The organism is Halobacillus sp. B29 (assembly GCF_052246755.1).
Classification (GTDB): domain Bacteria; phylum Bacillota; class Bacilli; order Bacillales; family Halobacillaceae; genus Halobacillus; species Halobacillus halophilus.
In genome coordinates, this window is the sequence record NZ_JBQQCM010000008.1 from 196,899 (window position 1) to 216,954 (window position 20,056).

General features: G+C 41.8%; 17 protein-coding genes. 5 read left to right on the forward strand and 12 right to left on the reverse strand.

Annotated features, from left to right (window positions below; genetic code table 11):
• Positions 1 to 120 precede the first annotated feature (120 nt).
• Positions 121 to 1,461, reverse strand: coding sequence for a sodium-dependent transporter (locus tag ACTWP7_RS12265; RefSeq protein WP_443123409.1), 1,341 nt, complete (start codon positions 1,459 to 1,461; stop codon positions 121 to 123).
• A 143-nt stretch (positions 1,462 to 1,604) separates the two neighbouring features.
• A complete protein-coding gene (locus ACTWP7_RS12270; protein ID WP_443123410.1) occupies positions 1,605 to 1,826 on the reverse strand; it encodes a uracil-DNA glycosylase in 222 nt (73 codons plus the stop codon).
• Between the two features lie 79 nt (positions 1,827 to 1,905).
• Here ACTWP7_RS12270 and ACTWP7_RS12275 point away from each other — a divergent pair, with 79 nt between their 5' ends.
• Complete coding sequence (locus ACTWP7_RS12275) at positions 1,906 to 2,628, forward strand: YwaF family protein (RefSeq protein ID WP_443123411.1); 723 nt, start codon at positions 1,906 to 1,908, stop codon at positions 2,626 to 2,628.
• Positions 2,629 to 3,004: 376 nt separating this feature from the next.
• On the opposite strand, the gene coxB is transcribed toward ACTWP7_RS12275, so the two are convergent.
• The 3 genes from coxB to ACTWP7_RS12290 all read right to left on the reverse strand — a co-directional run bounded on the left by coxB (position 3,005) and on the right by ACTWP7_RS12290 (position 5,856).
• The gene (coxB, locus tag ACTWP7_RS12280) at positions 3,005 to 3,487 is read right to left on the reverse strand and encodes a cytochrome c oxidase subunit II (protein ID WP_443123412.1); all 483 of its coding nucleotides are present in this window, start codon (positions 3,485 to 3,487) and stop codon (positions 3,005 to 3,007) included.
• Positions 3,488 to 3,895: 408 nt separating this feature from the next.
• Positions 3,896 to 4,195: a phasin family protein gene (locus ACTWP7_RS12285; RefSeq protein WP_014644890.1), complete on the reverse strand. Its 300-nt coding sequence runs from the start codon at positions 4,193 to 4,195 to the stop codon at positions 3,896 to 3,898.
• Positions 4,192 to 5,856: an ABC1 kinase family protein gene (locus ACTWP7_RS12290; RefSeq protein ID WP_443123413.1), complete on the reverse strand. Its 1,665-nt coding sequence runs from the start codon at positions 5,854 to 5,856 to the stop codon at positions 4,192 to 4,194. The genes ACTWP7_RS12285 and ACTWP7_RS12290 overlap by 4 nt, the downstream gene beginning before the upstream one ends.
• A 180-nt stretch (positions 5,857 to 6,036) precedes the next feature.
• Between ACTWP7_RS12290 and ACTWP7_RS12295 the strand changes: the two genes are divergently transcribed.
• Together ACTWP7_RS12295 and ACTWP7_RS12300 are read left to right on the forward strand one after the other, a co-directional pair.
• Positions 6,037 to 6,939, forward strand: a complete 903-nt coding sequence (locus tag ACTWP7_RS12295) for a GNAT family N-acetyltransferase (RefSeq protein ID WP_443123414.1) — start codon at positions 6,037 to 6,039, stop codon at positions 6,937 to 6,939.
• A gap of 34 nt (positions 6,940 to 6,973) precedes the next feature.
• Complete coding sequence (locus ACTWP7_RS12300) at positions 6,974 to 7,840, forward strand: fructosamine kinase family protein (RefSeq protein ID WP_443123415.1); 867 nt, start codon at positions 6,974 to 6,976, stop codon at positions 7,838 to 7,840.
• A 24-nt stretch (positions 7,841 to 7,864) separates the two neighbouring features.
• On the opposite strand, the gene ACTWP7_RS12305 is transcribed toward ACTWP7_RS12300, so the two are convergent.
• A complete protein-coding gene (locus tag ACTWP7_RS12305) occupies positions 7,865 to 8,395 on the reverse strand; it encodes a DUF1722 domain-containing protein (RefSeq protein WP_443123416.1) in 531 nt (176 codons plus the stop codon).
• 321 nt (positions 8,396 to 8,716) lie between these two features.
• Here ACTWP7_RS12305 and ACTWP7_RS12310 point away from each other — a divergent pair, with 321 nt between their 5' ends.
• Positions 8,717 to 10,072: a YjiH family protein gene (locus ACTWP7_RS12310; RefSeq protein ID WP_443123417.1), complete on the forward strand. Its 1,356-nt coding sequence runs from the start codon at positions 8,717 to 8,719 to the stop codon at positions 10,070 to 10,072.
• Positions 10,073 to 10,155: 83 nt separating this feature from the next.
• Here the strand turns inward: ACTWP7_RS12310 and ACTWP7_RS12315 are convergent, their stop codons facing one another.
• From ACTWP7_RS12315 to ACTWP7_RS12325, 3 genes are all read right to left on the reverse strand, one after another.
• Positions 10,156 to 10,827 (reverse strand): type 1 glutamine amidotransferase domain-containing protein, encoded by a 672-nt coding sequence (locus ACTWP7_RS12315; protein WP_443123418.1) that lies wholly within the window; start codon positions 10,825 to 10,827, stop codon positions 10,156 to 10,158.
• A gap of 748 nt (positions 10,828 to 11,575) precedes the next feature.
• A complete protein-coding gene (locus ACTWP7_RS12320) occupies positions 11,576 to 12,592 on the reverse strand; it encodes an acyltransferase family protein (protein WP_443123419.1) in 1,017 nt (338 codons plus the stop codon).
• Positions 12,593 to 12,797: 205 nt separating this feature from the next.
• Positions 12,798 to 14,039, reverse strand: a complete 1,242-nt coding sequence (locus ACTWP7_RS12325) for an aminopeptidase (RefSeq protein ID WP_443123420.1) — start codon at positions 14,037 to 14,039, stop codon at positions 12,798 to 12,800.
• A gap of 251 nt (positions 14,040 to 14,290) precedes the next feature.
• Here ACTWP7_RS12325 and ACTWP7_RS12330 point away from each other — a divergent pair, with 251 nt between their 5' ends.
• On the forward strand, positions 14,291 to 15,652 hold the full coding sequence (locus ACTWP7_RS12330; protein ID WP_158512392.1) for a DUF2254 domain-containing protein: 1,362 nt from the start codon (positions 14,291 to 14,293) through the stop codon (positions 15,650 to 15,652).
• A 29-nt stretch (positions 15,653 to 15,681) separates the two neighbouring features.
• Here ACTWP7_RS12330 and ACTWP7_RS12335 read toward each other — a convergent pair whose 3' ends face one another.
• The 3 genes from ACTWP7_RS12335 to ACTWP7_RS12345 form a co-directional block, all read right to left on the reverse strand.
• Positions 15,682 to 17,124: a cryptochrome/photolyase family protein gene (locus tag ACTWP7_RS12335; RefSeq protein WP_443123421.1), complete on the reverse strand. Its 1,443-nt coding sequence runs from the start codon at positions 17,122 to 17,124 to the stop codon at positions 15,682 to 15,684.
• 1,251 nt (positions 17,125 to 18,375) lie between these two features.
• Positions 18,376 to 18,846 carry a 6,7-dimethyl-8-ribityllumazine synthase gene (gene ribH / locus ACTWP7_RS12340; protein WP_443123422.1) on the reverse strand — a complete coding sequence of 157 codons (471 nt, stop codon included), beginning with the start codon at positions 18,844 to 18,846 and terminating at the stop codon, positions 18,376 to 18,378.
• A gap of 16 nt (positions 18,847 to 18,862) precedes the next feature.
• Positions 18,863 to 20,056, reverse strand: a complete 1,194-nt coding sequence (locus tag ACTWP7_RS12345; protein WP_443123423.1) for a bifunctional 3,4-dihydroxy-2-butanone-4-phosphate synthase/GTP cyclohydrolase II — start codon at positions 20,054 to 20,056, stop codon at positions 18,863 to 18,865.

Below are 20,056 nucleotides of genomic sequence, written 5' to 3' on the forward strand. Positions count from 1 at the left end.
TGTTCCTTTCATCGTTCACAAAATAATGATTAATTAAGCATACCTGCTTCTTCCTCCAAGAATAAAAGAGATCCCGATGATAATCATCAGGATCTCTTTCCAATTATTAGATGAAAGAATTTAAAAGATAATACCGATTTTGTTTAAGAAAATCAATACTATAAGGATAGGAGCCATCCACTTCACGATGAAATACCAGAAGCCTCCAATAGAAGATGAGGACAAGTCCGCAGATTCCAGAGCTTCTGACTTTTTAAAGTACCATCCAACAAGAAGGGCCATGGACAGACCGCCTAACGGCAGGAGAATATTGGAAGCAATATAATCCATGGAGTCCAGGATATTTCTTTCTCCAATCGGCGTGACGCCTGACCAAATACCGAATCCTAAGGAGACGGCGATGCCCATGACGAACATGACAGACCCCATGAGCACACTTGTCGCAAAGCGCGTCCAACCGAATACCCGCATAAAATAAGCTGTAGGTACTTCCAGAATGGAAACGGATGAAGAAAGAGAAGCCAAAATCAAGGCAAAGAAAAACACCAGGCCAATGATTCCTCCAAACGGCATCTGTTCAAAAATACTAGGAAGTGTAATGAATACGAGCGGTGGACCTGAGCTCGGATCTATACCAAAGGCAAAAACCGCAGGAAAGATTACAAGCCCTGAAATCACGGCAAAGAACGTATCCATTAAGCCAATACCTAAAGTGGCGCTTGGAAGTTTATTCTCTTTCCTTAAGTAACTTCCATACGTAAGCATCGCCCCCATCCCCAGACTAAGCGAGAAGAAGGCCTGTCCGAGAGCAGCAATATATATAGAAGGCTCACTTAATGCCGACCAATTCGGCTGGAATAAAAACTTCACTCCCTCTGAAGCACCATCAAGCGATAAACTGAAGACCGCAAGCGCGATGAGGATTAATGCCAATAGCGGCATAAAAATTTTATTCGCTGCTTCAATCCCTTTTTTAACACCACTTAATACAATAGTAATCGTTAATATCATGAAAAGTGCGGTCCAGGCAATTGGATGCCACGTATGGCTGATAAATTGTCCAAACGCTCCTTCATACCCGACTGCCGGCTGTGTAAAGAATGATCCATTGATATAATTCCAGAAATAAAAGATTGCCCAGCCTGCAACTACGGCATAAAAACTTAAGATAAGGAATGAGCTGATAATACCGAAAAAGCCTGTTAAATACCAGGGCGTTCCTTTAGCTAGCTTTTGAAAAGACCCTACTACATCGCTTTCTGCTTTCCGTCCAATACTTACCTCTGTAAGCAATAGAGGAATTCCTATAATAAGCACGAATAACAGATAAAGTAACAAGAAAGCTCCTCCACCGTTATTACCGGCCACGAATGAAAAACGCCATATATTACCCAGGCCTACAGCTGAGCCCATAGCAGCCAGCATAAAACCTAATTTTGTCCCCCATTTTTCTCTGTGCATAAAAAACTCTCAACTCCTTTCCTACATTTATCTCTACTTTTGTAGAGCAAAGCTGTCAGATGACCTCTAGGCCATACTAAATATCCATCAGCATACCATAGAATAAAAGGATGTCCATATGAATTCTGAAAATTTCATATTATTTACAGCCGTACATCAAAGTTTGAGGAGCTAACTGGGTTTTTCTCCCTTTTCTCAGATTGTTTTGGCTCAAACTCCATACATTCAATTCCAGTTACATGAAGCACCAGCTTTGAAGGCATCTCCTTAGCTTTAAAACCATAGACAGCGCAGGCTCTAGGAAAAGCTGGGTTCCAAGTTGTATAAAAATGTTTACAATGAAAGCAATTAACCTGTCTCTTCATCTCCTGCCTCCTTTCACCCGTCAAACGTGGTAAAATCATCATAGCATAGCGAAATCTGCTTCACTAGGATGTGTACTTAATGAAAGATTGGTTTGGAACAGGAAGCCGTTATCCCTTTGAAATACTTGGAGCCAGTCACATAACCATGCTTTTTATTTTCACGATTGTTCTTTTCAGCATTGCCCTGGCTTCTAAATGGCTTCATACACATGAACGGTTTCGTCAGATTATGAGGTATTCTTTACTGGTCCTTCTTCTGCTTTCCGAGTTCAGCTACCAGTTATGGGCTTATGTAAATGGAGTCTGGAGCCTTGGCGGTCACGTCCCCCTGCACTTATGCGGAATTGCTTCTTTAATAGGGATCTACACTCTTATTACCTATCAGCCAACACTCATAAAAATAAATTTTTTCATAGGTATTTTTCCTGCTCTTATTGCATTGATCACTCCTGATGTACCCTTTGACTTTCACCATTACCGTTTCTGGAAATTCTTTCTGCACCATATGGCTATCCCATGGGCAAGTTTGTTTCTTGTGGTGACCTCTTCTGTCCGTATTACCTGGAAGGATATGACCAATAGTTATCTACTATTAGGGGGATATGCCTTAATTATAGGTTTTCTTAATCCTCTCATTGATGCAAATTATTTATATTTGGAGCACCCTCCCACTGTCTTTACTCCCCTCAGCCTTATGGGAGAAGGAATGATCTACTATCTTAATTTAGCTGCCACTGCGTTCCTTGCATTTGCTTTTATGTACGGATTTTATAAACTGGGATCCAGAATTAAACTTCTCTAAAAAATATAGCTTTCTGCAGTGATCCCCTATACGGTAGGAGTTTTAACCAGCATGGCTCAATCTCTGTTAACTATCCGTGTTGATTTTAAAGAAAAACTCCCGTTTGTTGAAGACTCAGTTTCGAGATATTTGTTGTGCGGAAAGTCCTGCGGGGGACGATAAAAAACACCACCGCGAGTAAAAGGTACATCACCCCTATTTTGCGGTGGTGGGTGGTTTGTGCATATTTCCTTATGTCTCCCACTCACCTGCTTTTGTCACCCACCAGAAAAGCACAGCTCCCCACAGGATGGAAACAATCAAGGCAGCTACAATATCAGAAGGAACTTGGCCAACAAATGGTATATTCATTACGATTCACCCTTCTCCTATGAACTTATGCTTGTTTCAGCCATTCCTGAAACTCCCCCTCACTTATGACCCTGGTATCAGACCTCATTTGGGTGTGTTCGGCACCGCAGAATTCTGCACATTTGCCCTGATAGCTCCCCTTCTCATTCGGTACAAATGATAAGCGAGTTACTTTTCCTAGAAATATATCAATCTTTCCAGCAAGTCGTGGTACCCAAAAAGAATGAACCACATCTTCTGCTTGTAATCGAAGGGAAGCTTTTTGACCGACAGGAAGAACGAGTTCATTCGTGGATTGTTTTCCATTTTCAAACATATATATCCAATTAAACTGCTTGCCGATAACTTGGATTTCAACGGCTTCCTGAGGAGGTTCCTCAACATTTCCAGCTGAACTTGACGTCAGTTCATATGTAGCTTGTACGGTCGGCACAGCAAGTATCGTCAGTAAGATAATCGGTAAGACCGTCCAGGTAACTTCGAACCATTTATTCTCTTTCGTATCCACTGGAATGTGGTGGACGTTATAGGCTTTTCTCTAAATTTCCGTAAGTAATAGCTAAATAGAATCATCACCACTACAAATACAAGCATCATTAAACCAAAGCGTAAGTAAATTAAGTCTTTCAGTGTTGCGGCAGTATCACTGGCTGAATGAAGAGCGCGAATATTACAGTTTTCATGGTCCTCCACCTCTCCATGTGTATTCATAGTCTAGTTCTTGCTGCACGGCAATGAGGACGTACATTATTTGTTAATGCCTATTTGTCAGGAAATAAAACGCAATAAATGTAATAAAAATACAATTAAAAATAGTACGATCTAGTAATAACGTTTCCATTTCATTGACTGCCTGAATAGTTTACTTCGTTCCCATTAAAAAACCGTCCCTTCTGTTAGAAGAGACGGCCGGTTATTAACGCTGATTATATAAATTTTCAAGTCTTTGAATTCTTGCTTCAAGAAGTTCATATTCTTCTTTTGAGACAAAGCCAAGTTCTTTCATGCGATCCTGAAACTTTGCTTTCGAATGGTCGGACCATTCTTTATCTACGTTCTCGCCTTTGCTGATCCAGGAGTTGATCATCGTTTTTGCCTGCGCTGGACTCACATCCCCATGTTTCACCATTTCATTTACCATTTTCTCGAATTTCTCTTTTCCGCTGATAGCCGCTCCCAGCCCTAAATGAAATCCTTTCTTCAGTAAATCGCTCATACTTCATTCCTCCTATTATGATGTATTCGTTTAATCATTTTAAAATGACTCATGACACAGCTTATGAATCCTATAAGACCCAAGCCAAGCAGAGACACTCCTATCCAAATAGATGGCAGCACGGTTTGGATGACTGTAAGATACAATGCAGCAGCACCAGAGCCGATGAAAACAAGGGATAAAAAGGCATAAAATAAGTAAAATTGATGAAATAGATGGTTTCTCTGGTGGTAACTCTTCCACTCTCGCTCCTTGTCGCCATCTTCCAAATATTCGACGAGCGCTCTTGGCAAGGATAAGAGTGGACGGGCGGTTTCTTTAGCCACTTCTTTAAAAATAGAATAATTCGAGTCTTCTCCTGATACCCATTCCTTGATTACCGGACGTCCCCATTGAATCAGATCCACTTGAGGGTACACACTGCTTAGGACTCCGACGATAATCGAGGTAGCTCTGCCCAGAAAAGCATAATCAGCAGGAAGCTGGATCGGCTGGTCTTTAACAAATTGCTGAATATCTGTCATCACATCATTCATCATATTCGCATCCAGCTTGTCAAAGTTCCCTTCTAGATACATATCGGTCGTTTGCTTGATCAATTTCTTCACACGTTCCGTATCTGCGTTTTCCAATAAAAAATCCATATCCTGTAAAGCGGAGACCACCCTATCATAGTCTTCCAAAATAAAGCCTTGAACCATAGCCCTGAGAGAATTTGTGTCCTCCTGCCGTATTTCCCCCACCATCCCAAAATCAATAACCACAATCGTCCCGTCTGATTGGAGCATTAGATTTCCCGGATGAGGATCCGAATGGAACATTCCAGCATCGAGGAACTGTTCAACGCTTAAATCAAATAATGTTTTTGCAATTTGCTCTCGGCTTATTTGATGTTTCTTTATAAACGATAAGTCTGTAATTTTGGTTCCTTCGATCCACTCCATAACAAGAACTCGTTTAGTAGACAAGTCCGTGTAGTAATCCGGAATATAAACGGAAGGAAAATGGCTGAATCTCTTTTTGAATTGATTTCCGTTCTCAAGTTCCATCGTAAAGTCCAGTTCATTGCTGATTACCCTGACGACCTCACGATACAAGGCTGGTAAATCAGCTTTTTTCCCATAAGATGTAAAATGGTCGACCAGCCAGAAAACAATTTTCAAAGCTTTGAAATCCATTTTAAAGATATCCTTCACACGGTATCGCTGAACTTTAACCGCTACAGCAGTTCCATCTTTTAATGAAGCTTTATAAACTTCACCGATGGAGGCTGATGCAACTGGATCTTCGTGAATGTTGGATAAATGCTCTTCCAGAGGTGCATTCCAGTCCTCTTCCATTATTTCTTTTGACCTGTAAAAAGGCATAGGTTCTACCCGATCCACTAGCCCTTCTAATTCTTTAATAAAAGCTCGCGGAAGCAAGTCACCGCGTGAACTTAAAAACTGTCCAAACTTAATAAGGAGTCCGCCAAGCGCAATAGCCTTTTTACGGTATTCGCCTGCCTGCTTTTCCAGCATGTCTTCCCATTTCCTTTTGGTATCCTGATCCCAAATACGATGCCTCTTTTGAAACCAGAAAATTTGAACAAGGAACTTAATAGACATCCAAACAATAATGGCAATTCTATAAATCGATATGTATTTTAAGCGATTTTTCATCCTTCTGTCTCCCTTTTCAACAGTCCTATCTTCCATTTCCCCTGTCTCCTCCATATCAATCATGTAAATGACAGGACGATCGGGCCACTACCTCATGCTTTAACTGCCCACTCCCTGCCTCAGGCTTGAATTTTGATTAACTGTTGTGTCATGATTTGTTTAAAAAGAAAAGGTGATTCTATGAATATCAGCGAACTTGAAGTCAAGAATCTACATAAAGTTGCCAATTGGCTTTATCATATGAACGAAATAGACCACCACTATGTCGCCTGGCTGGCATCGGACCCTAACGAAATATTCGAACAAATCTGGACGCTCACTCAGTTCAAGGAACCGCTGGCTTTCGTGGCATGGGAGGGAGAAGAAATCATTGGATTTCTAGGCATCCTGCCGTTTTTCGAACAAAAACTTTGCCGTTTGCTGGGACCATTCGCTACCAAAGAACACCAGGCAGTAATTGAAAGCATGTGGGATAAGGCTTCGGTCACTATGCAACTACACTTCGATGTAGTGAAGGTAGCCTGCTTTGAAGCTAATCATCATTTGCTGGCTTTTACAAAACGTCATGATTTTGAATTATACAATGTAGAAAAGACGCTGGCTGTTCATCGCACGAACTTCGAACCTTCACATATGGAAAGTAACTCCATTAAAGACATGCAACAAGATGATTTTGAGGCTATTGATAAGCTGCACCCCAAAGCATCGTATTATACGACAGAAGAAATGATTCAGTTATCCAGGCAGTCTGAGAATCAACTGTGGGGTTACCAATTAGATGGTGAAATAGCAGGTTACTTATATTTTGAAACGATTCTTGAGGGGCACGAAGGGGAAATATGTTTTGTGAACGTCGATAAACATGAACAGGGCAGCGGAATCGGAACGGATTTGATTGAACACGCACTGCAATACGCTTTTCACGCTCTCCATTTAGATGTAGTCACCCTATCCGTTCGCACACAGAATGAACAGGCGGAAAACCTTTATAGACGCTTTGGATTTAGAGAGATCAATACCATCCATGCCTATCAAAAGACCATTGAAAAACAAAAACCGCCGGTAATTAACATTTTTCACTAAATATCTTCCATATTCTTTAAGGAGGGAAACTGTGATGGAGAAAGTCATTAGAAATGCTTTACACTCAATTGGAGATCAGACTTCGATTGAATCCATGAAGCAAGTGAGCGGTGGAGATATCAATCAGTCGTATTACATCAGGACGAGCAAAAAACCTTACTTTATTAAAGGAAACGAAGGGGTTCCTTCTCACTTTTTCAAGGTAGAAGCCGATGGGCTCGAGCGAATCCAAAAAACCCGTACCATCCAAGTTCCGCAAGTTCATTACTACGATGAACCGGAAAATGGTGAAAAAGGCGTACTCGTTATGGATTGGATCCAGCAAGGCGGTCAAGCCTCCCCTGAAGAGCTGGGCAGGAACCTAGCCCTTATGCATAAAGAAACAGCTGATCAGTATGGACTCGGGCATTCCACTTTTGTAGGAGAGCTGGACCAGCCTAATGATTGGAAAACTTCCTGGCTTGAATATTACAGGGACTACAGACTTGCTCCTCAGCTTCATTTAGCCGTCCAGAATGGGCGAGCTTCCGCAAAAAGACGTTCGAAACTCGAGGCATTGTTAGAGAAACTCGATCAGTGGATACCAGAAAAACCTGAGGCTTCGCTTCTTCACGGAGATCTTTGGGGCGGGAACTGGATGTCAGATGCAGAGGGCCGTCCTTACCTTATTGATCCTTCCGTTCTGTATGGAGATCATGCCTTTGAACTCGCCTTTACAGAATTATTTGGAGGCTTTCCTTCTACTTTTTACAAGGCTTACGAGCAGACATTCCCACTTCCCTCCAACTACGAAGAGGTCAAACCGCTTTATCAACTCTTTTATTTGCTCGTTCATCTTAACATGTTCGGGGAAAGTTACGGTAGCAGCGTTGATCGAATCCTGAAGCATTATACAGACTAAGAAAAGCTTTGATTTCACGTTAGTCTAACTTAAAAAAGAAGCTAGATACGTTTGTTGCAATAAATATTTCTTATCCAACCGACTGGCCCAAAAGGCCAGTCTCTTTTTCAACATTGCCAACCCCACTTTCCCATCCTTGTAAAGGATAAGCTGTTTATTAAAAATCTCTTTTTCCGTTGAAGACCAATCGTTTTTGAAATAACCGGCGATGTGCTGACAAACATTGATATGGGAGCTACGAGTTGGTTTATCATTCAGAAGTTTTCTCAACTCAAGCTCATATTTTTCCAATAATCGAACCTTTGATTCATGCGTATGATTTGCAGCTATTCTCCCCAATACCTTTAATAGCTCAGGTTGAAAAGCCATCAATAAATATTTTTGACGTGCGTGAAAAGTCTGGAGCGAATACCTTCCTATTTTCACTTTATGATAATCATCTAAGATAAAGAGTTTAGTAAACAATGGTTCATCATAACCGTGTAGAGTATCCGTCACTCTCTCCCTCAAACATAGAATACTTGGTAACGAGCTTACAATACTGACATCACCCACAACATGTTCCCTCCTAAATCTTTCTATTACTCAAAAGGATTCCCTCCCTAATTTGTCGAATTAACATATATAAGGAACTACTCCTCCCTCTGATTGCCTATTGGTTTTTGTCGCTATCCGTATTAAAATATAAAATGCTGCATATTTATTCTGATCATCCCTTATAAAAATAAAGCTCTGATAAGTTAAGCATGGTTACATATCATGAAAGCGCTTGGATTTAACACCAAAAGGAAGCAGAAAGAGATCCAGGGGATACTGCCATCAATAGACCGGCACATTTTCAGAACTAAAACTAATGAACGACAGGAGAGACATTGGATGAAAGCAAGAAATTTCAAACCCTCATCACATTTACTTTTTATCATCCCTTCTCTGATCGGTATTTTTCTATTTATGTACCCGATCGTGGATATTGAGGATGGAGCCGTTACAATTCCGATTGCCGTTTTAGCCACATGGCTGCAGGAGCTCCTCGGAAGCTATTTATCCCTCATTATGATGATCATTATTTCGATTACAGCTATTGCCACCGTACTGGCAAAAATAGCAGGACCAAACTCATTGGATAAATACCCTTTTTTCAAATCATTATTCCATGTACCCCCCGTTTGGGTTGTAACAAGAGTGTTGGGAATGATATTTGCTATTATGGTCTACTTTCAAATCGGGCCACAGGCAATCATTTCTGAAAATACAGGCGGACTGCTGCTGGACTCACTATTGCATGTATTATTCGCCGTCTTCTTATTTGCAGGCTTATTTTTACCCCTTTTATTAAATTATGGACTATTGGAATTATTTGGTACATTATTAACTAAAATTATGCGTCCTCTATTCCGATTACCTGGTCGTTCTTCGATAGATTCCCTTGCTTCCTGGCTTGGCGACGGAACTATTGGAGTTCTGCTTACCAGTAAACAATACGAAGAAGGCTATTACACGAAAAGGGAAGCAGCCGTTATTGGTACCACATTCTCTGTTGTTTCCATTACCTTCAGCCTGGTGGTCATCGAACAAGTGGGTTTAGCTGATATGTTCATTCCTTTTTACTTAACGGTTGCACTAGCTGGTTTCATTGCGGCTCTAATTATGCCGAGAATTCCACCTCTGTCACGCAAAATGAATACCTATGTGACGGAGGAAGCAGATGACATCAGTGAAGAAGTCCCTGATGAGCACAACATTTTCACCTATGGATATGTTCAAGCTGTTAAGCGTGGAAGTAAAGCTAAAGGGTTAACCGACTTCTTTAAACAGGGCGGACAAAACATTCTGGATATGTGGATGGGTGTAGCTCCAATCGTAATGGCGCTCGGAACTATCGCTCTTGTGATTGCGGAATTCACTCCTTTCTTTACATGGCTTGGAATGCCTTTTATTCCGTTATTGGAACTTATGCAGATTCCGTCAGCTCAAGCGGCTTCTGAAACTATTCTTGTAGGCTTTGCTGATATGTTCTTACCTGCTATTATCGGAGCTTCCATTGAAAGCGAAATGACCCGATTTATTATTGCTTGTCTATCGGTCACTCAGTTAATTTATATGTCTGAAGTCGGCGGGCTTCTATTAGGTTCTAAAGTACCTGTGAACTTAACAGATCTGTTCATCATTTTTCTAGAGCGCACGATTATTACACTTCCTATTATTACCCTTGTCGCTCATCTTCTTTTCTAATTAAATTGGTCTCCCAATAGGTTAACAAAAGTCTCAGAGTACATAAAAATACTCTGAGACTTTTTTAGCTTGATCAGTTATTGTTATTGAGGCTGCGGTTTTCTTAATTTCTTAATAACTGCCTGGGATGTACTCAAACTGGAACGCGGGTTCTGACCCGTGATAAAGTGTTCATCAACTTCTACATGATCTTTATCAGGACTGTCCCCTTCAAAACCTGCTCCTTCTGCTTGCAGCCTCTCTTCAATAGTAAATGGCAGCAGACCCTCAATTCCTGTTTCCTTTTCCTCTGCGTCTGTAAATCCAGTCATGGTTCTACCTTTAACAATCGCTTCACCATTATGATCGGTCACACCGATCAATCCAGCTGCCCCATGCCCTACGGAAGCAATTATTTTTTTCTTGGTGAGAAAATGTCTCAACACGTGTTCTATCGTTTTATTATTGGGGAAATCCATCATAGCTCCGTGGCCTCCGCATAGGAACACAACTTCAAACTCGCTTGGATCAATTTCTGAAAGCAAGGGTGTATTATGAATCGGCTCCATCACACCGTCCCAAACTCTCGGAAGTTCATTACTATAACTGTGAGGATCGATTGGAATTCTTCCGCCTTTTAAACTTGCAGCTACCACCTCGAATCCTGCTTCTTTAAATTCCGTTGCAGGTTCTACAAAGTCCGACAACCACAGGCCTGTCTGGTGATCGCTATCCAACTGATCCACATTCGTTGCAATCATTAGAATTTTAGTCATATTCCTCATCCTCCTTGTGAATCTTTACAATTAGCCTTCCCCATTGACCATTTTTCTTCCATATTCTTTATATAATAACTACATTAAATCTTCATGTTGCTTAATATAGATAAGCTCCCGTTTGTGTAAGACTCAGTTTCGAGATAATTCGGGTCCGTACCCAACGATTTGATGAAGGCGGCTACGGAAACAACTCGCTTTCCTGCGGGGGAACTGGCAAGCCTCCTCAGTCGTTATCACTCCTTGTGGGGTCTCGCCTAGCTCCTTCTCCCGCGGGAGTCTCCTTGTTTCCTTCGCCACCCTATGATGAAAGAGTGAACGGACCCTTCTATAGGCGATAGGAAGACTTAGTTCGCCTCAAATGCTTCTATAGCACGGGTTTATTCACCCTGACGTGGTAGAAGTTTACCGTGGAGCATAGGTTGTTCTTACTCATCGGGTAACGTTTTGGTAGATGATTTCGAGCGTCTGACTATCGCAAGGTCCGGAGGGGACGATGAAGACTCCTGCGCGATGAACATGATCGGTGAGACCCCGCAGAGCTTGCTCGAGGAGGCTCAGCACATGCCCGCGGAAAGCGAAATCGTTCCCCGCAGGACCTTCCACTCAATAAATATCTCGAAACTGAGTCTTCAAGTAACCGGCCCTTTTGTTTAATATCCTGCTTCTAAACAAACCTGTAGTCACGTTTGATATGCAAAAAAATGCGAGCCCGTATAGGACTCGCACTTCTTCGTTCATTCATTTATTAAGGTTGATAGTTGGAATCTTTATTAGAGTGCCTATGCCACCAATGCTTTATCAATTGGGTGCGTCCTTCGATTAAAGGCTGAGTCAATGTGCGGATTATACTGCTTGAAAGCAGGTAAACAATAAGCGCAGCCACAATAGCAAGACCAAGGATATCGAAAATAGATCCTACTTTAAACCACTCAGCCTGTCTGAAGAATTGGATGAAGAAACCATGCAGTAAATATACATACAAAGTTTTTCCGCCAAGATAGGAGAAACGATATTCTTTCCCAGGTACCCAGGATAATACACTTACCGTCATAACAGCAGCAAGCAGATACACCATTAAGCGGATCAAGCCGCCGAATTCTGGATTTCCCAGATCTGCATATGATTTAGAACCAAGCAGCCACCCTGAACTTACTTCCGGAAAAGCAGCGATAAGTCCAGCTGTTAAAGCCATCACCACAAGCCCTATTTCTCTTGCACGCCGCGTTCTAAACAGTTTCACATGCTCTTTCGTCAGCCAGTACCCGGCAAGGAAAAACGGGAAAAACACAAATGTTCTGGATAAGCTGAAACTGTGGCCGATATCGTTGAAGTACCCAACTACAAGCCCAACCTCCACGGCAATGGTAATTCCGATAATAGGCGGGATCTTTTTGAACCAGTACAACAGAATATGCCAACAGAATAAACTAAACAAGAACCAAAGCGACCAGTGAGGATAAAAAGGTCCATTGAGCCATCCGTCTTTTCCAATAAAGAAGAAATACCCCGTATAGGCAAGCTGGAAGATAAGGTAAGGCAATATCAGTTTTTTAGCCAACTGAATGATGTAACCTTTATGCCCTGACCCCTTAGCAAAAAAACCGGCGAGGAAGATGAACGCAGGCATATGAAAAGTGTAAATCCACGTATAGAGGGTGTACATAGGAACTGATCCATCTGTAAACGGCTGGATCAAATGACCAAACACCACTAAAAAAATCAGCAATAATTTTGCATTATCGAAAAACACATCACGCTTCATTCTTTTCACCCTTCGCTCTTCAAATTTCCGAATCTGAAAAATTGTCCTATTCTCTATTTATCACATTTTTAAAGATTTGATACCGTTTTTATTATTTTTTAAACAAACTGTAAACTACCTGTCAATTCTGTCTCTTTTCTGTCATGGAACAAAGATACAAAAATCCTCTTCTGCGCTTCATGCAGAAGAGGATGAACTTACGGTTTTATTCGAATTCAATGGCCCAATTTCCATTTCTGAAAATCGGCTCAAACTCGCCTTCCTTAGTTTCTCCATCAATATGCAACTCTGCCGAACCCATCATGAAGTCTTCATGAACCAGACTATCATTAACACCGTGGTGATCCATTTGTTCCTCATCAAAGGAAGAACCGTCTTTAATATTAGTCGGGTATGCCTTGCCCAAAGCTAAATGACAGGAAGCATTCTCATCATAAAGCGTATTAAAGAAGATATGACCGGACTTAGAAATTGGAGATTCGTTCGGCACAAGCGCAACTTCCCCTAGTTGTTTCGCTCCATCATCTGTATCAATCAAGTGTTTCAAAGTATCTTCACCAGATTCGGCTGAATAATCAACCACTTTACCGCTCTTAAACGTAAGAGTAAAGTTTTCAATCAAGTTCCCGCCATAGTTGAGCGGCTTGGTACTTGTTACTTTCCCATCTACACCATATTTATGAGGCATGGTAAATACTTCTTCTGTCGGCATATTCGGATTGAATTCAGTACCCTGTTGAGAAGTTGCTGAACCGCCATGCCAAATATGATCCTCGACTAATTCAATCGACAATTCAGTGCCTGGAGCTTTATAATGAAGTTTTCTATATTGCTTTTTATTTAAATATTCACGTGCCTGGCGCAAACGTTCATTATGCTCATTCCAAGCTTCAATTGGATCTTCCTGATCAATCCGTGTGATCTGAAAGATTTGTTCCCAAAGTTTGTCCTGAGCCTGTTCGGAAGAAAGCTCTGGAAATACTTTTTCTGCCCAGGCCTTCTGGGGATAAGCGACAATACTCCATGTGGTTTTATCATTCATAATGTAATCGCGATATTTAGTAAGTGCCTGAGCACTCGCTTTATTAGCTTTAGCTACGCGTTCAGAATCCAGATCTTTCAATAAATCCGGATTCGGACCGTAAATTGAGAGAAGAGAATAGCCATCAGCAACCATCTCCTCCAGCCCTTCTGCCTTCCATTTAGGGAAGTTCTCAAGTACCTCCATTGGAGCATTTTTCATTTTGAGATAACTTAATACTTCATCGCCCCACTCAACGTGAACGTTCTTGGCTCCTTTACCGTAAGCCTTAGCAGAAATGGTGCGAACAAGATCTGCTGCCTCTATCGGGGCATTAATAATCAGCCCCTGGCCTCTTTGTAAATTAACTCCTTTTTCCAGGGCTAATTCTGCGTATTTTTCTAATTGCTTTTGATTTGCTGTCAAACTGATACCTCCCAAAATTGAGATTGTCATTATATTATTTCATATCTGCCATCCATTTCCTAATTAAATGCCGAATCTTGAATTTTAACCAGGAAAAACATAGTTCTTATACTTATGTTCACCTTTTTCTATATGAAAAAACAAAAAGTGGGTTAGTTTATTTTTATCCAGGGTAGGAAATAGAAGAATTTAAACTAACTAAGAATGGTGATTATATGGGTTTCTTTTACTATATTAGAAAATATTTTAAAATGTCGAAACGTCAGCGTAAAAGTGAGTTAAAATCCACCCTCTGGTTTATGCCTTTCTGGTATATAGTAGGAGCAGTCGGCCTTTCTGCTTTTACTTTTTATCTAGATTACATTGTGGATGTCAGCCTGTATTTGCCTGCTGCCATAGGGTTCAGCGGTCAGACGCTACAGGTTCTTTTGAGTGCACTCGTAGGAGGGGTGCTAACCTTAAGCGCATTTACGATCAACTCTCTACTTGTAGCTCTTACCACGTTCAGCGGCCAGTTTTCTTCCAAAATGCTTGTAAACTTTGTAAGTGACCGTGCGACACAGCACGTACTAGGAATATTTAACGGAAGCTTCATATATGTACTCCTAAACTTCTTATACGTCACTCACGAAGAAGAAGAATATATCGTCGCTACACCTGCTCTATCTATTTTAACTGCCATTACAGCTGCCGTGACCTTTATTTATTTTATCAACCATACAACGACCTGGATGCAGGTTCACAACATCAGTTACAATATGAATTCCAAGTCAAAATCTGTCCAGGCTTCTTTAGAGAAAGAACTGAAGCCCTATCATCTTGAAAAGAGTGTTGAGAAAGCAGAACTGCCTACAGAAGCAGATGGAAAGATTATCGAAGCCAATCAACCGGGTTATTTTCAAGTGGCTGATTTCTCCCGCCTCATTAAACAGGCTAAAAGAGATAATAGTCTCATACGGTTTGATGTCAGAATCGGAGAATTCGTCGTAGCGGGTACGCCAGTAGTCACTTATTGGGAAAATGAAGAAAAGGTGGACCCTGCTCGATATCTGAAATCTATTGAGATTGGAATTAAGCAAACTGAAATTCAAGATCTGGAATACGGATTAATCAAGCTTGCCGAGGTAGCCATTAAGGCTCTGGGGCATAACGACCCGCTAACCGTTACGAACACTATTCACCAAATTGCAGATCTATTAAAGAGTATAGGTCAGTCTTCAAATTTCTCTCCCTATCTTTTCGATCAGGAACAGGAACTTCGTATTATCTTAAATCAAAAGGATTTCAGATATTACCTTCACAAGGGATTTGCATCCATACGCGAATACGCGAACCAAAATTCGGCGGTCATGACCGAACTACTGACTATGGTAGCTCTGCTTAGTAAAACAATGGATCAGTCCGTCCACAAAGATTTATGGGAATTTGCCCGCCAGACGATTTTAGGATTTGATAACTACAGCCTTTATGAAAATGATTGCCTTTATATTTTAGAACAATTATCCGTGCTTGCAAAAAATACAGGTAACCAGAAAGATTATCTTTTTCTACTCGAATACATGCTGGAAAGAGTCAGCTCTAAAAGCGCCTCTAAGGTACCATCTTCGCTTTAGATTGACCTAAAAAAGAAGAAGAGAGCAGATCAAGAGCTGTTCTCTTCTTCTTTTTCATTTTTAAACATTTCAATCGCCCGAACGCGCATGGTTTTATGATCAACCATTGGCTCAGGATAGTCTTCCCCAATGACGCAATTCGCTTGCTCCTGGACTTTCTCAGACATTTTAGCCGGCTCATGAATATATTTTTTATCGACATCAACTAATTCCGGCACCCATTCTTTAATAAAGCGCCCGTGAGGATCGAAGCGTTCCGACTGTCTCGTAGGGTTAAATACCCGGAAGTAAGGAACAGGATCTGTCCCTGTAGAGGCTGCCCACTGCCAGCCGCCAATGTTAGAAGCCGGATCATAGTCTATCAGCTGCTCTGCGAAATACCTTTCTCCTGCACGCCAATCCATCAGCAAATCCTTGGTTAGAAAAGAAGCTACAGCCATGCGAAGACGGTTGTGCATCCACCCTGTCTCATTCATCTGCCTCATAGCCGCATCGATAATTGGAAATCCTGTCCGGCCCTCTTTCCATTGGTTAAAAAGATCTTCATCATAGTTCCAGGGCAATCCCTGATATTTCTCAACCATTTCTTCATCTCCGGCATTCGGATAAAAGTGATAAATCATATTATAGAAATCACGCCACGCAAGCTCTGAAATATACGTTTCGACCCCTTCTGTATTTTTGCGGTAGTCCACTTGATCATGAATTAAATGATAAACCGTTCGAATGGAAATAGCACCAGTTCTTAAGAATCGGGACATCCGGCTTGTACCATCCACCGCTGGAAAATCCCGGTCCTTTTCATAATCATAAATCGCTTCATCCAGAAAATCATAAAAGTGATAAAAGGCATCATTTTCGCCAACTTTATCAAATTCTCTCGTCGTCTTGGTAATTAAATTTTTGTAGGCTTTATAACCATCCTCAAACTCATCTTTCTTGTCTACAGCAAGCTGGGATAATCGTTCATGATCTACTTTTTGGACAGCTGGCTTTTGCAGCTGCTTCCACTGTTTATAGTAAGGGGTGAATACTTTATAATATCCGCCAGTTTTTTTAGTTACTTCCTTCGCTCCGTGCATATGATGATCGATATAACTGAAGACCTGAACGTCTGAATCGTTTAAATACTCTTTAACTTCATGATCTCTTTTCAGGCCAAAGCCTGACTCATCTCGATTATAATAAACAGCTTCTACTTGATGTTTTTCAACCAGCTGAGCGAACGCTGCGCTTATCTTTCCTTCTATAAAATGAACGACTAATCCCTTCTCTTCTGCGTCATCTACAAAAGCTTTCAAGGTTTGAAAAAAGTAGTCATGCCTTGCAGTAAATTCCTCATTCAAGTCAGGATGGATATGAAAAAATAAAAGGATTTCATCCTCATCACCTGCATGTTCCAAAGCTTTACTTATTGCTGTATGATCATTTAATCGTAAATCTCTGCGAAACCATATCGCTCGAGTTGTCATGGCTTCCACTCTCCCTGTCTTTTTCTATCTAAGCTTTATTGTAACGAATGTCTGTTCCACCCTCACGTTTTAATAGGTAAGCTTTGATATAGTCTTTGCTTCTTCACTAGTGGCCCAGTTACCCGTCGTTCATTTTCCATAAAAAGATTATTCAACAAAAGGGCCGGATAGTTGAAGACTCAGTTTCGAGATATCTTAGGTCCGTTGCTGATATAGAGAGGGGCTGGCTACGGAAACAACTCGCTTTCCTGCGGCCCTACACGACGTAGGGTCGATCGATGTTGCCACAGGACGTGGCGATCTTAGTCGATCCTCCTTTTACCATAAGCCTCCTCAGTCGTTAATACTCCTTGTGGGTCTAGCCTAGCTCCTTCTCCCGCGGGAGTCTCGTCGTTTCCTCCGCCATCCTATGTTTGAGGAGTGCACGGACCCTTCTATAAGAAAGGTGATCGTTCTGGATCAGACTTAACCCCTTATATATCAGGTGTTGTACACTTAAATAAGCTAGATACTCTTTTGCTCTCCAGTTAATTTTAGTAGGCAGTTTTGGTGGATTTCGAGTTTCTTATTCGGCCAAGTCCGGAGGGGGACGATGTAGACTCCTAGGTTAAACGCGGAAGCACCTTGGTCAGCGGCGTATGGACTGGACGTTCAAATGTGGAGGTGCCTTGTCGAGGCTAGGCACCGAAACTAGCCTTGAGCTGGCGGAGATAAAGAAAACACGAAGAGCGGAGCGATTCGATGTTGCCTTATCGTACAGAAGTGAGGGAAGTCTCACTAGACGCTAGGTGCTGGAGCTGGATAGCTCTCCATGTCGTTTATGTCCTGATATAAGCTAAGTATTAATAAAAATGTAAGAGCGGGATGAACATGATCGGTGAGATCCCGCAGGGCTGTTAAGCCCGAGGAAGCTCACCTCAAGGGATGTTCGACTAAGATCGCCACGTCCTGTGGCAACGTCGAACGACCCTGCATCGTGCAGGGCCGGAAAGCGAAATCGTCCCCCGGAGGACCTTCCGCTCCTCCAATGTCTCGAAACTGAGTCTTCAACAAACGGGAGCTTTCCTGAAAGATCAGTTTCGCTACTTTTGTTAAATTACACCACCTTAACGACAAATTACCCAGATATTGAATCTTCAAGATAATGTACTAATCGCATTCTATTTCCTTATTGAAGATCACTAACAACCTGTACTGTCGCTGTCAGGTAAAAAAACAGGCTGCCGCTGATTTGCGACAACCTGTCCACTTTTACTGATCAAATGTTTTCATTAATGTTGCCATTTCGATAGCTCCGGTCGCGGCTTCCCAGCCTTTATTGCCTGCTTTAGTTCCCGCACGCTCAATGGCCTGTTCAATCGTATCCGTCGTAACAATCCCAAAGATGACAGGAACGCCGCTTTGTTGAGAAGCCTGAGAAACTCCTTTCGCAGCTTCTCCACATACGTAATCAAAATGAGGAGTAGATCCTCGAATTACGGCACCTAAAGTAATTACGGCATCATAGTTACCAGTTTTAGCCATTTTAGAGGCTACAAGAGGGATCTCAAATGCTCCCGGCACATGAGCTGTTTCCACTCCGTCCATGTCCACTCCATGGCGTTTTAGAGCATCTAAAGCTCCCTCATACAGCTTACTAGTAATAAAATCATTGAACCTTCCTACCACAATACCAACTTTCAAACCTGTTCCTACTAAATTTCCTTCGTATGTCTTCACCATCTTATTCCGCTCCTTTTTATAAATGAAACATATGTCCCATTTTAGACTGTTTAGTTTTTAAATAAATTTCATTTTCCTTCCGAGATTTCATCTGAATGGGTACACGTTCCACTACTTCAAGATTGTACCCTCTAAGTCCGGAAATCTTTTTAGGATTATTGGTAAGAAGATTAAGTTTTGAAATACCTAAATCTCTTAAGATTTGAGCTCCCACCCCATAATCACGCAAATCAGGACCAAACCCTAACTTTTCATTAGCCTCTACAGTATCAAGCCCCTGCTCTTGGAGCTTATAGGCTCGCAGCTTATTCACAAGGCCAATGCCTCTGCCTTCCTGACGCATATATAACAGGACGCCGCTTCCATTCTCAGAAATCTGCCTCAATGCATTGTGAAGCTGCGGACCGCAGTCACAACGATAAGAGCCAAATACGTCTCCCGTCAGACATTCTGAATGAACACGGACCAATGTTGGCTTCTCAGGATCAATTTCTCCTTTAACTAAAGCAATATGTTCTTTATAGTCAATATCGTTCGTGTAAGCAATTGCCCTGAAGTCTCCATATTCCGTCGGTAAAGCGACTTCTACTTCTTTATTCACATGATTTTCGATTCGATACCGATATTGAATTAAATCGGCAATCGTAATCATTGGAATGTCGAATTCATCGGCCATTTCGCGTAAATCAGGAACTCTCGCCATCGTACCATCATCTTTAATAATCTCACAGATTACTCCAGCAGGCCTCGCTCCTGAGAGCTCCGCTAAATCTACGGAAGCTTCCGTATGACCGGCTCGGCGCAGCACGCCTCCTTCTTTAGCAATCAGCGGGAAAATGTGGCCGGGCTTTTGAAAGTCTGCGGCTGTCGCTTGAGGGTTCAGCATTTCCCTGATGGTAAGTGCCCTCTCGTCAGCCGAGATGCCGGTTGTCGTATCCTTATGATCAATACTCACGGTAAAGGCCGTCTGATTAGGGTCCGAATTTTGGTCCACCATCGGCATCAGTTCCAGATGATCGGCCAAACCGCTGGTAACCGGTGCGCATACCAGTCCACGCCCATGCTTGATCATAAAGTTGATCATTTCCGTACTTGCATATTCAGCAATTCCGACAAGATCCCCTTCGTTTTCACGGTCCTCGTCATCACAAACGATTACCATTTTCCCCTGTTTCAATCTTTCTATAGCTTTTTCAATTGTATCAAACAT

What these genes read in the sequence shown, in the direction of transcription:
- ACTWP7_RS12265 (WP_443123409.1), bottom strand. Translation starts at nt 1,461, where the DNA reads ATGCACAGAGAAAAATGGGGGACAAAATTAGGTTTTATGCTGGCTGCT.
- ACTWP7_RS12270 (WP_443123410.1), bottom strand. Translation starts at nt 1,826, where the DNA reads ATGAAGAGACAGGTTAATTGCTTTCATTGTAAACATTTTTATACAACT.
- ACTWP7_RS12275 (WP_443123411.1), top strand. Translation starts at nt 1,906, where the DNA reads ATGAAAGATTGGTTTGGAACAGGAAGCCGTTATCCCTTTGAAATACTT.
- ACTWP7_RS12285 (WP_014644890.1), bottom strand. Translation starts at nt 4,195, where the DNA reads ATGAGCGATTTACTGAAGAAAGGATTTCATTTAGGGCTGGGAGCGGCT.
- ACTWP7_RS12290 (WP_443123413.1), bottom strand. Translation starts at nt 5,856, where the DNA reads ATGAAAAATCGCTTAAAATACATATCGATTTATAGAATTGCCATTATT.
- ACTWP7_RS12295 (WP_443123414.1), top strand. Translation starts at nt 6,037, where the DNA reads ATGAATATCAGCGAACTTGAAGTCAAGAATCTACATAAAGTTGCCAAT.
- ACTWP7_RS12300 (WP_443123415.1), top strand. Translation starts at nt 6,974, where the DNA reads ATGGAGAAAGTCATTAGAAATGCTTTACACTCAATTGGAGATCAGACT.
- ACTWP7_RS12310 (WP_443123417.1), top strand. Translation starts at nt 8,717, where the DNA reads ATGAAAGCAAGAAATTTCAAACCCTCATCACATTTACTTTTTATCATC.
- ACTWP7_RS12315 (WP_443123418.1), bottom strand. Translation starts at nt 10,827, where the DNA reads ATGACTAAAATTCTAATGATTGCAACGAATGTGGATCAGTTGGATAGC.
- ACTWP7_RS12320 (WP_443123419.1), bottom strand. Translation starts at nt 12,592, where the DNA reads ATGAAGCGTGATGTGTTTTTCGATAATGCAAAATTATTGCTGATTTTT.
- ACTWP7_RS12330 (WP_158512392.1), top strand. Translation starts at nt 14,291, where the DNA reads ATGTCGAAACGTCAGCGTAAAAGTGAGTTAAAATCCACCCTCTGGTTT.
- ACTWP7_RS12335 (WP_443123421.1), bottom strand. Translation starts at nt 17,124, where the DNA reads ATGACAACTCGAGCGATATGGTTTCGCAGAGATTTACGATTAAATGAT.
- ribH (WP_443123422.1), bottom strand. Translation starts at nt 18,846, where the DNA reads ATGGTGAAGACATACGAAGGAAATTTAGTAGGAACAGGTTTGAAAGTT.
- ACTWP7_RS12345 (WP_443123423.1), bottom strand. Translation starts at nt 20,056, where the DNA reads ATGTTTGATACAATTGAAAAAGCTATAGAAAGATTGAAACAGGGGAAA.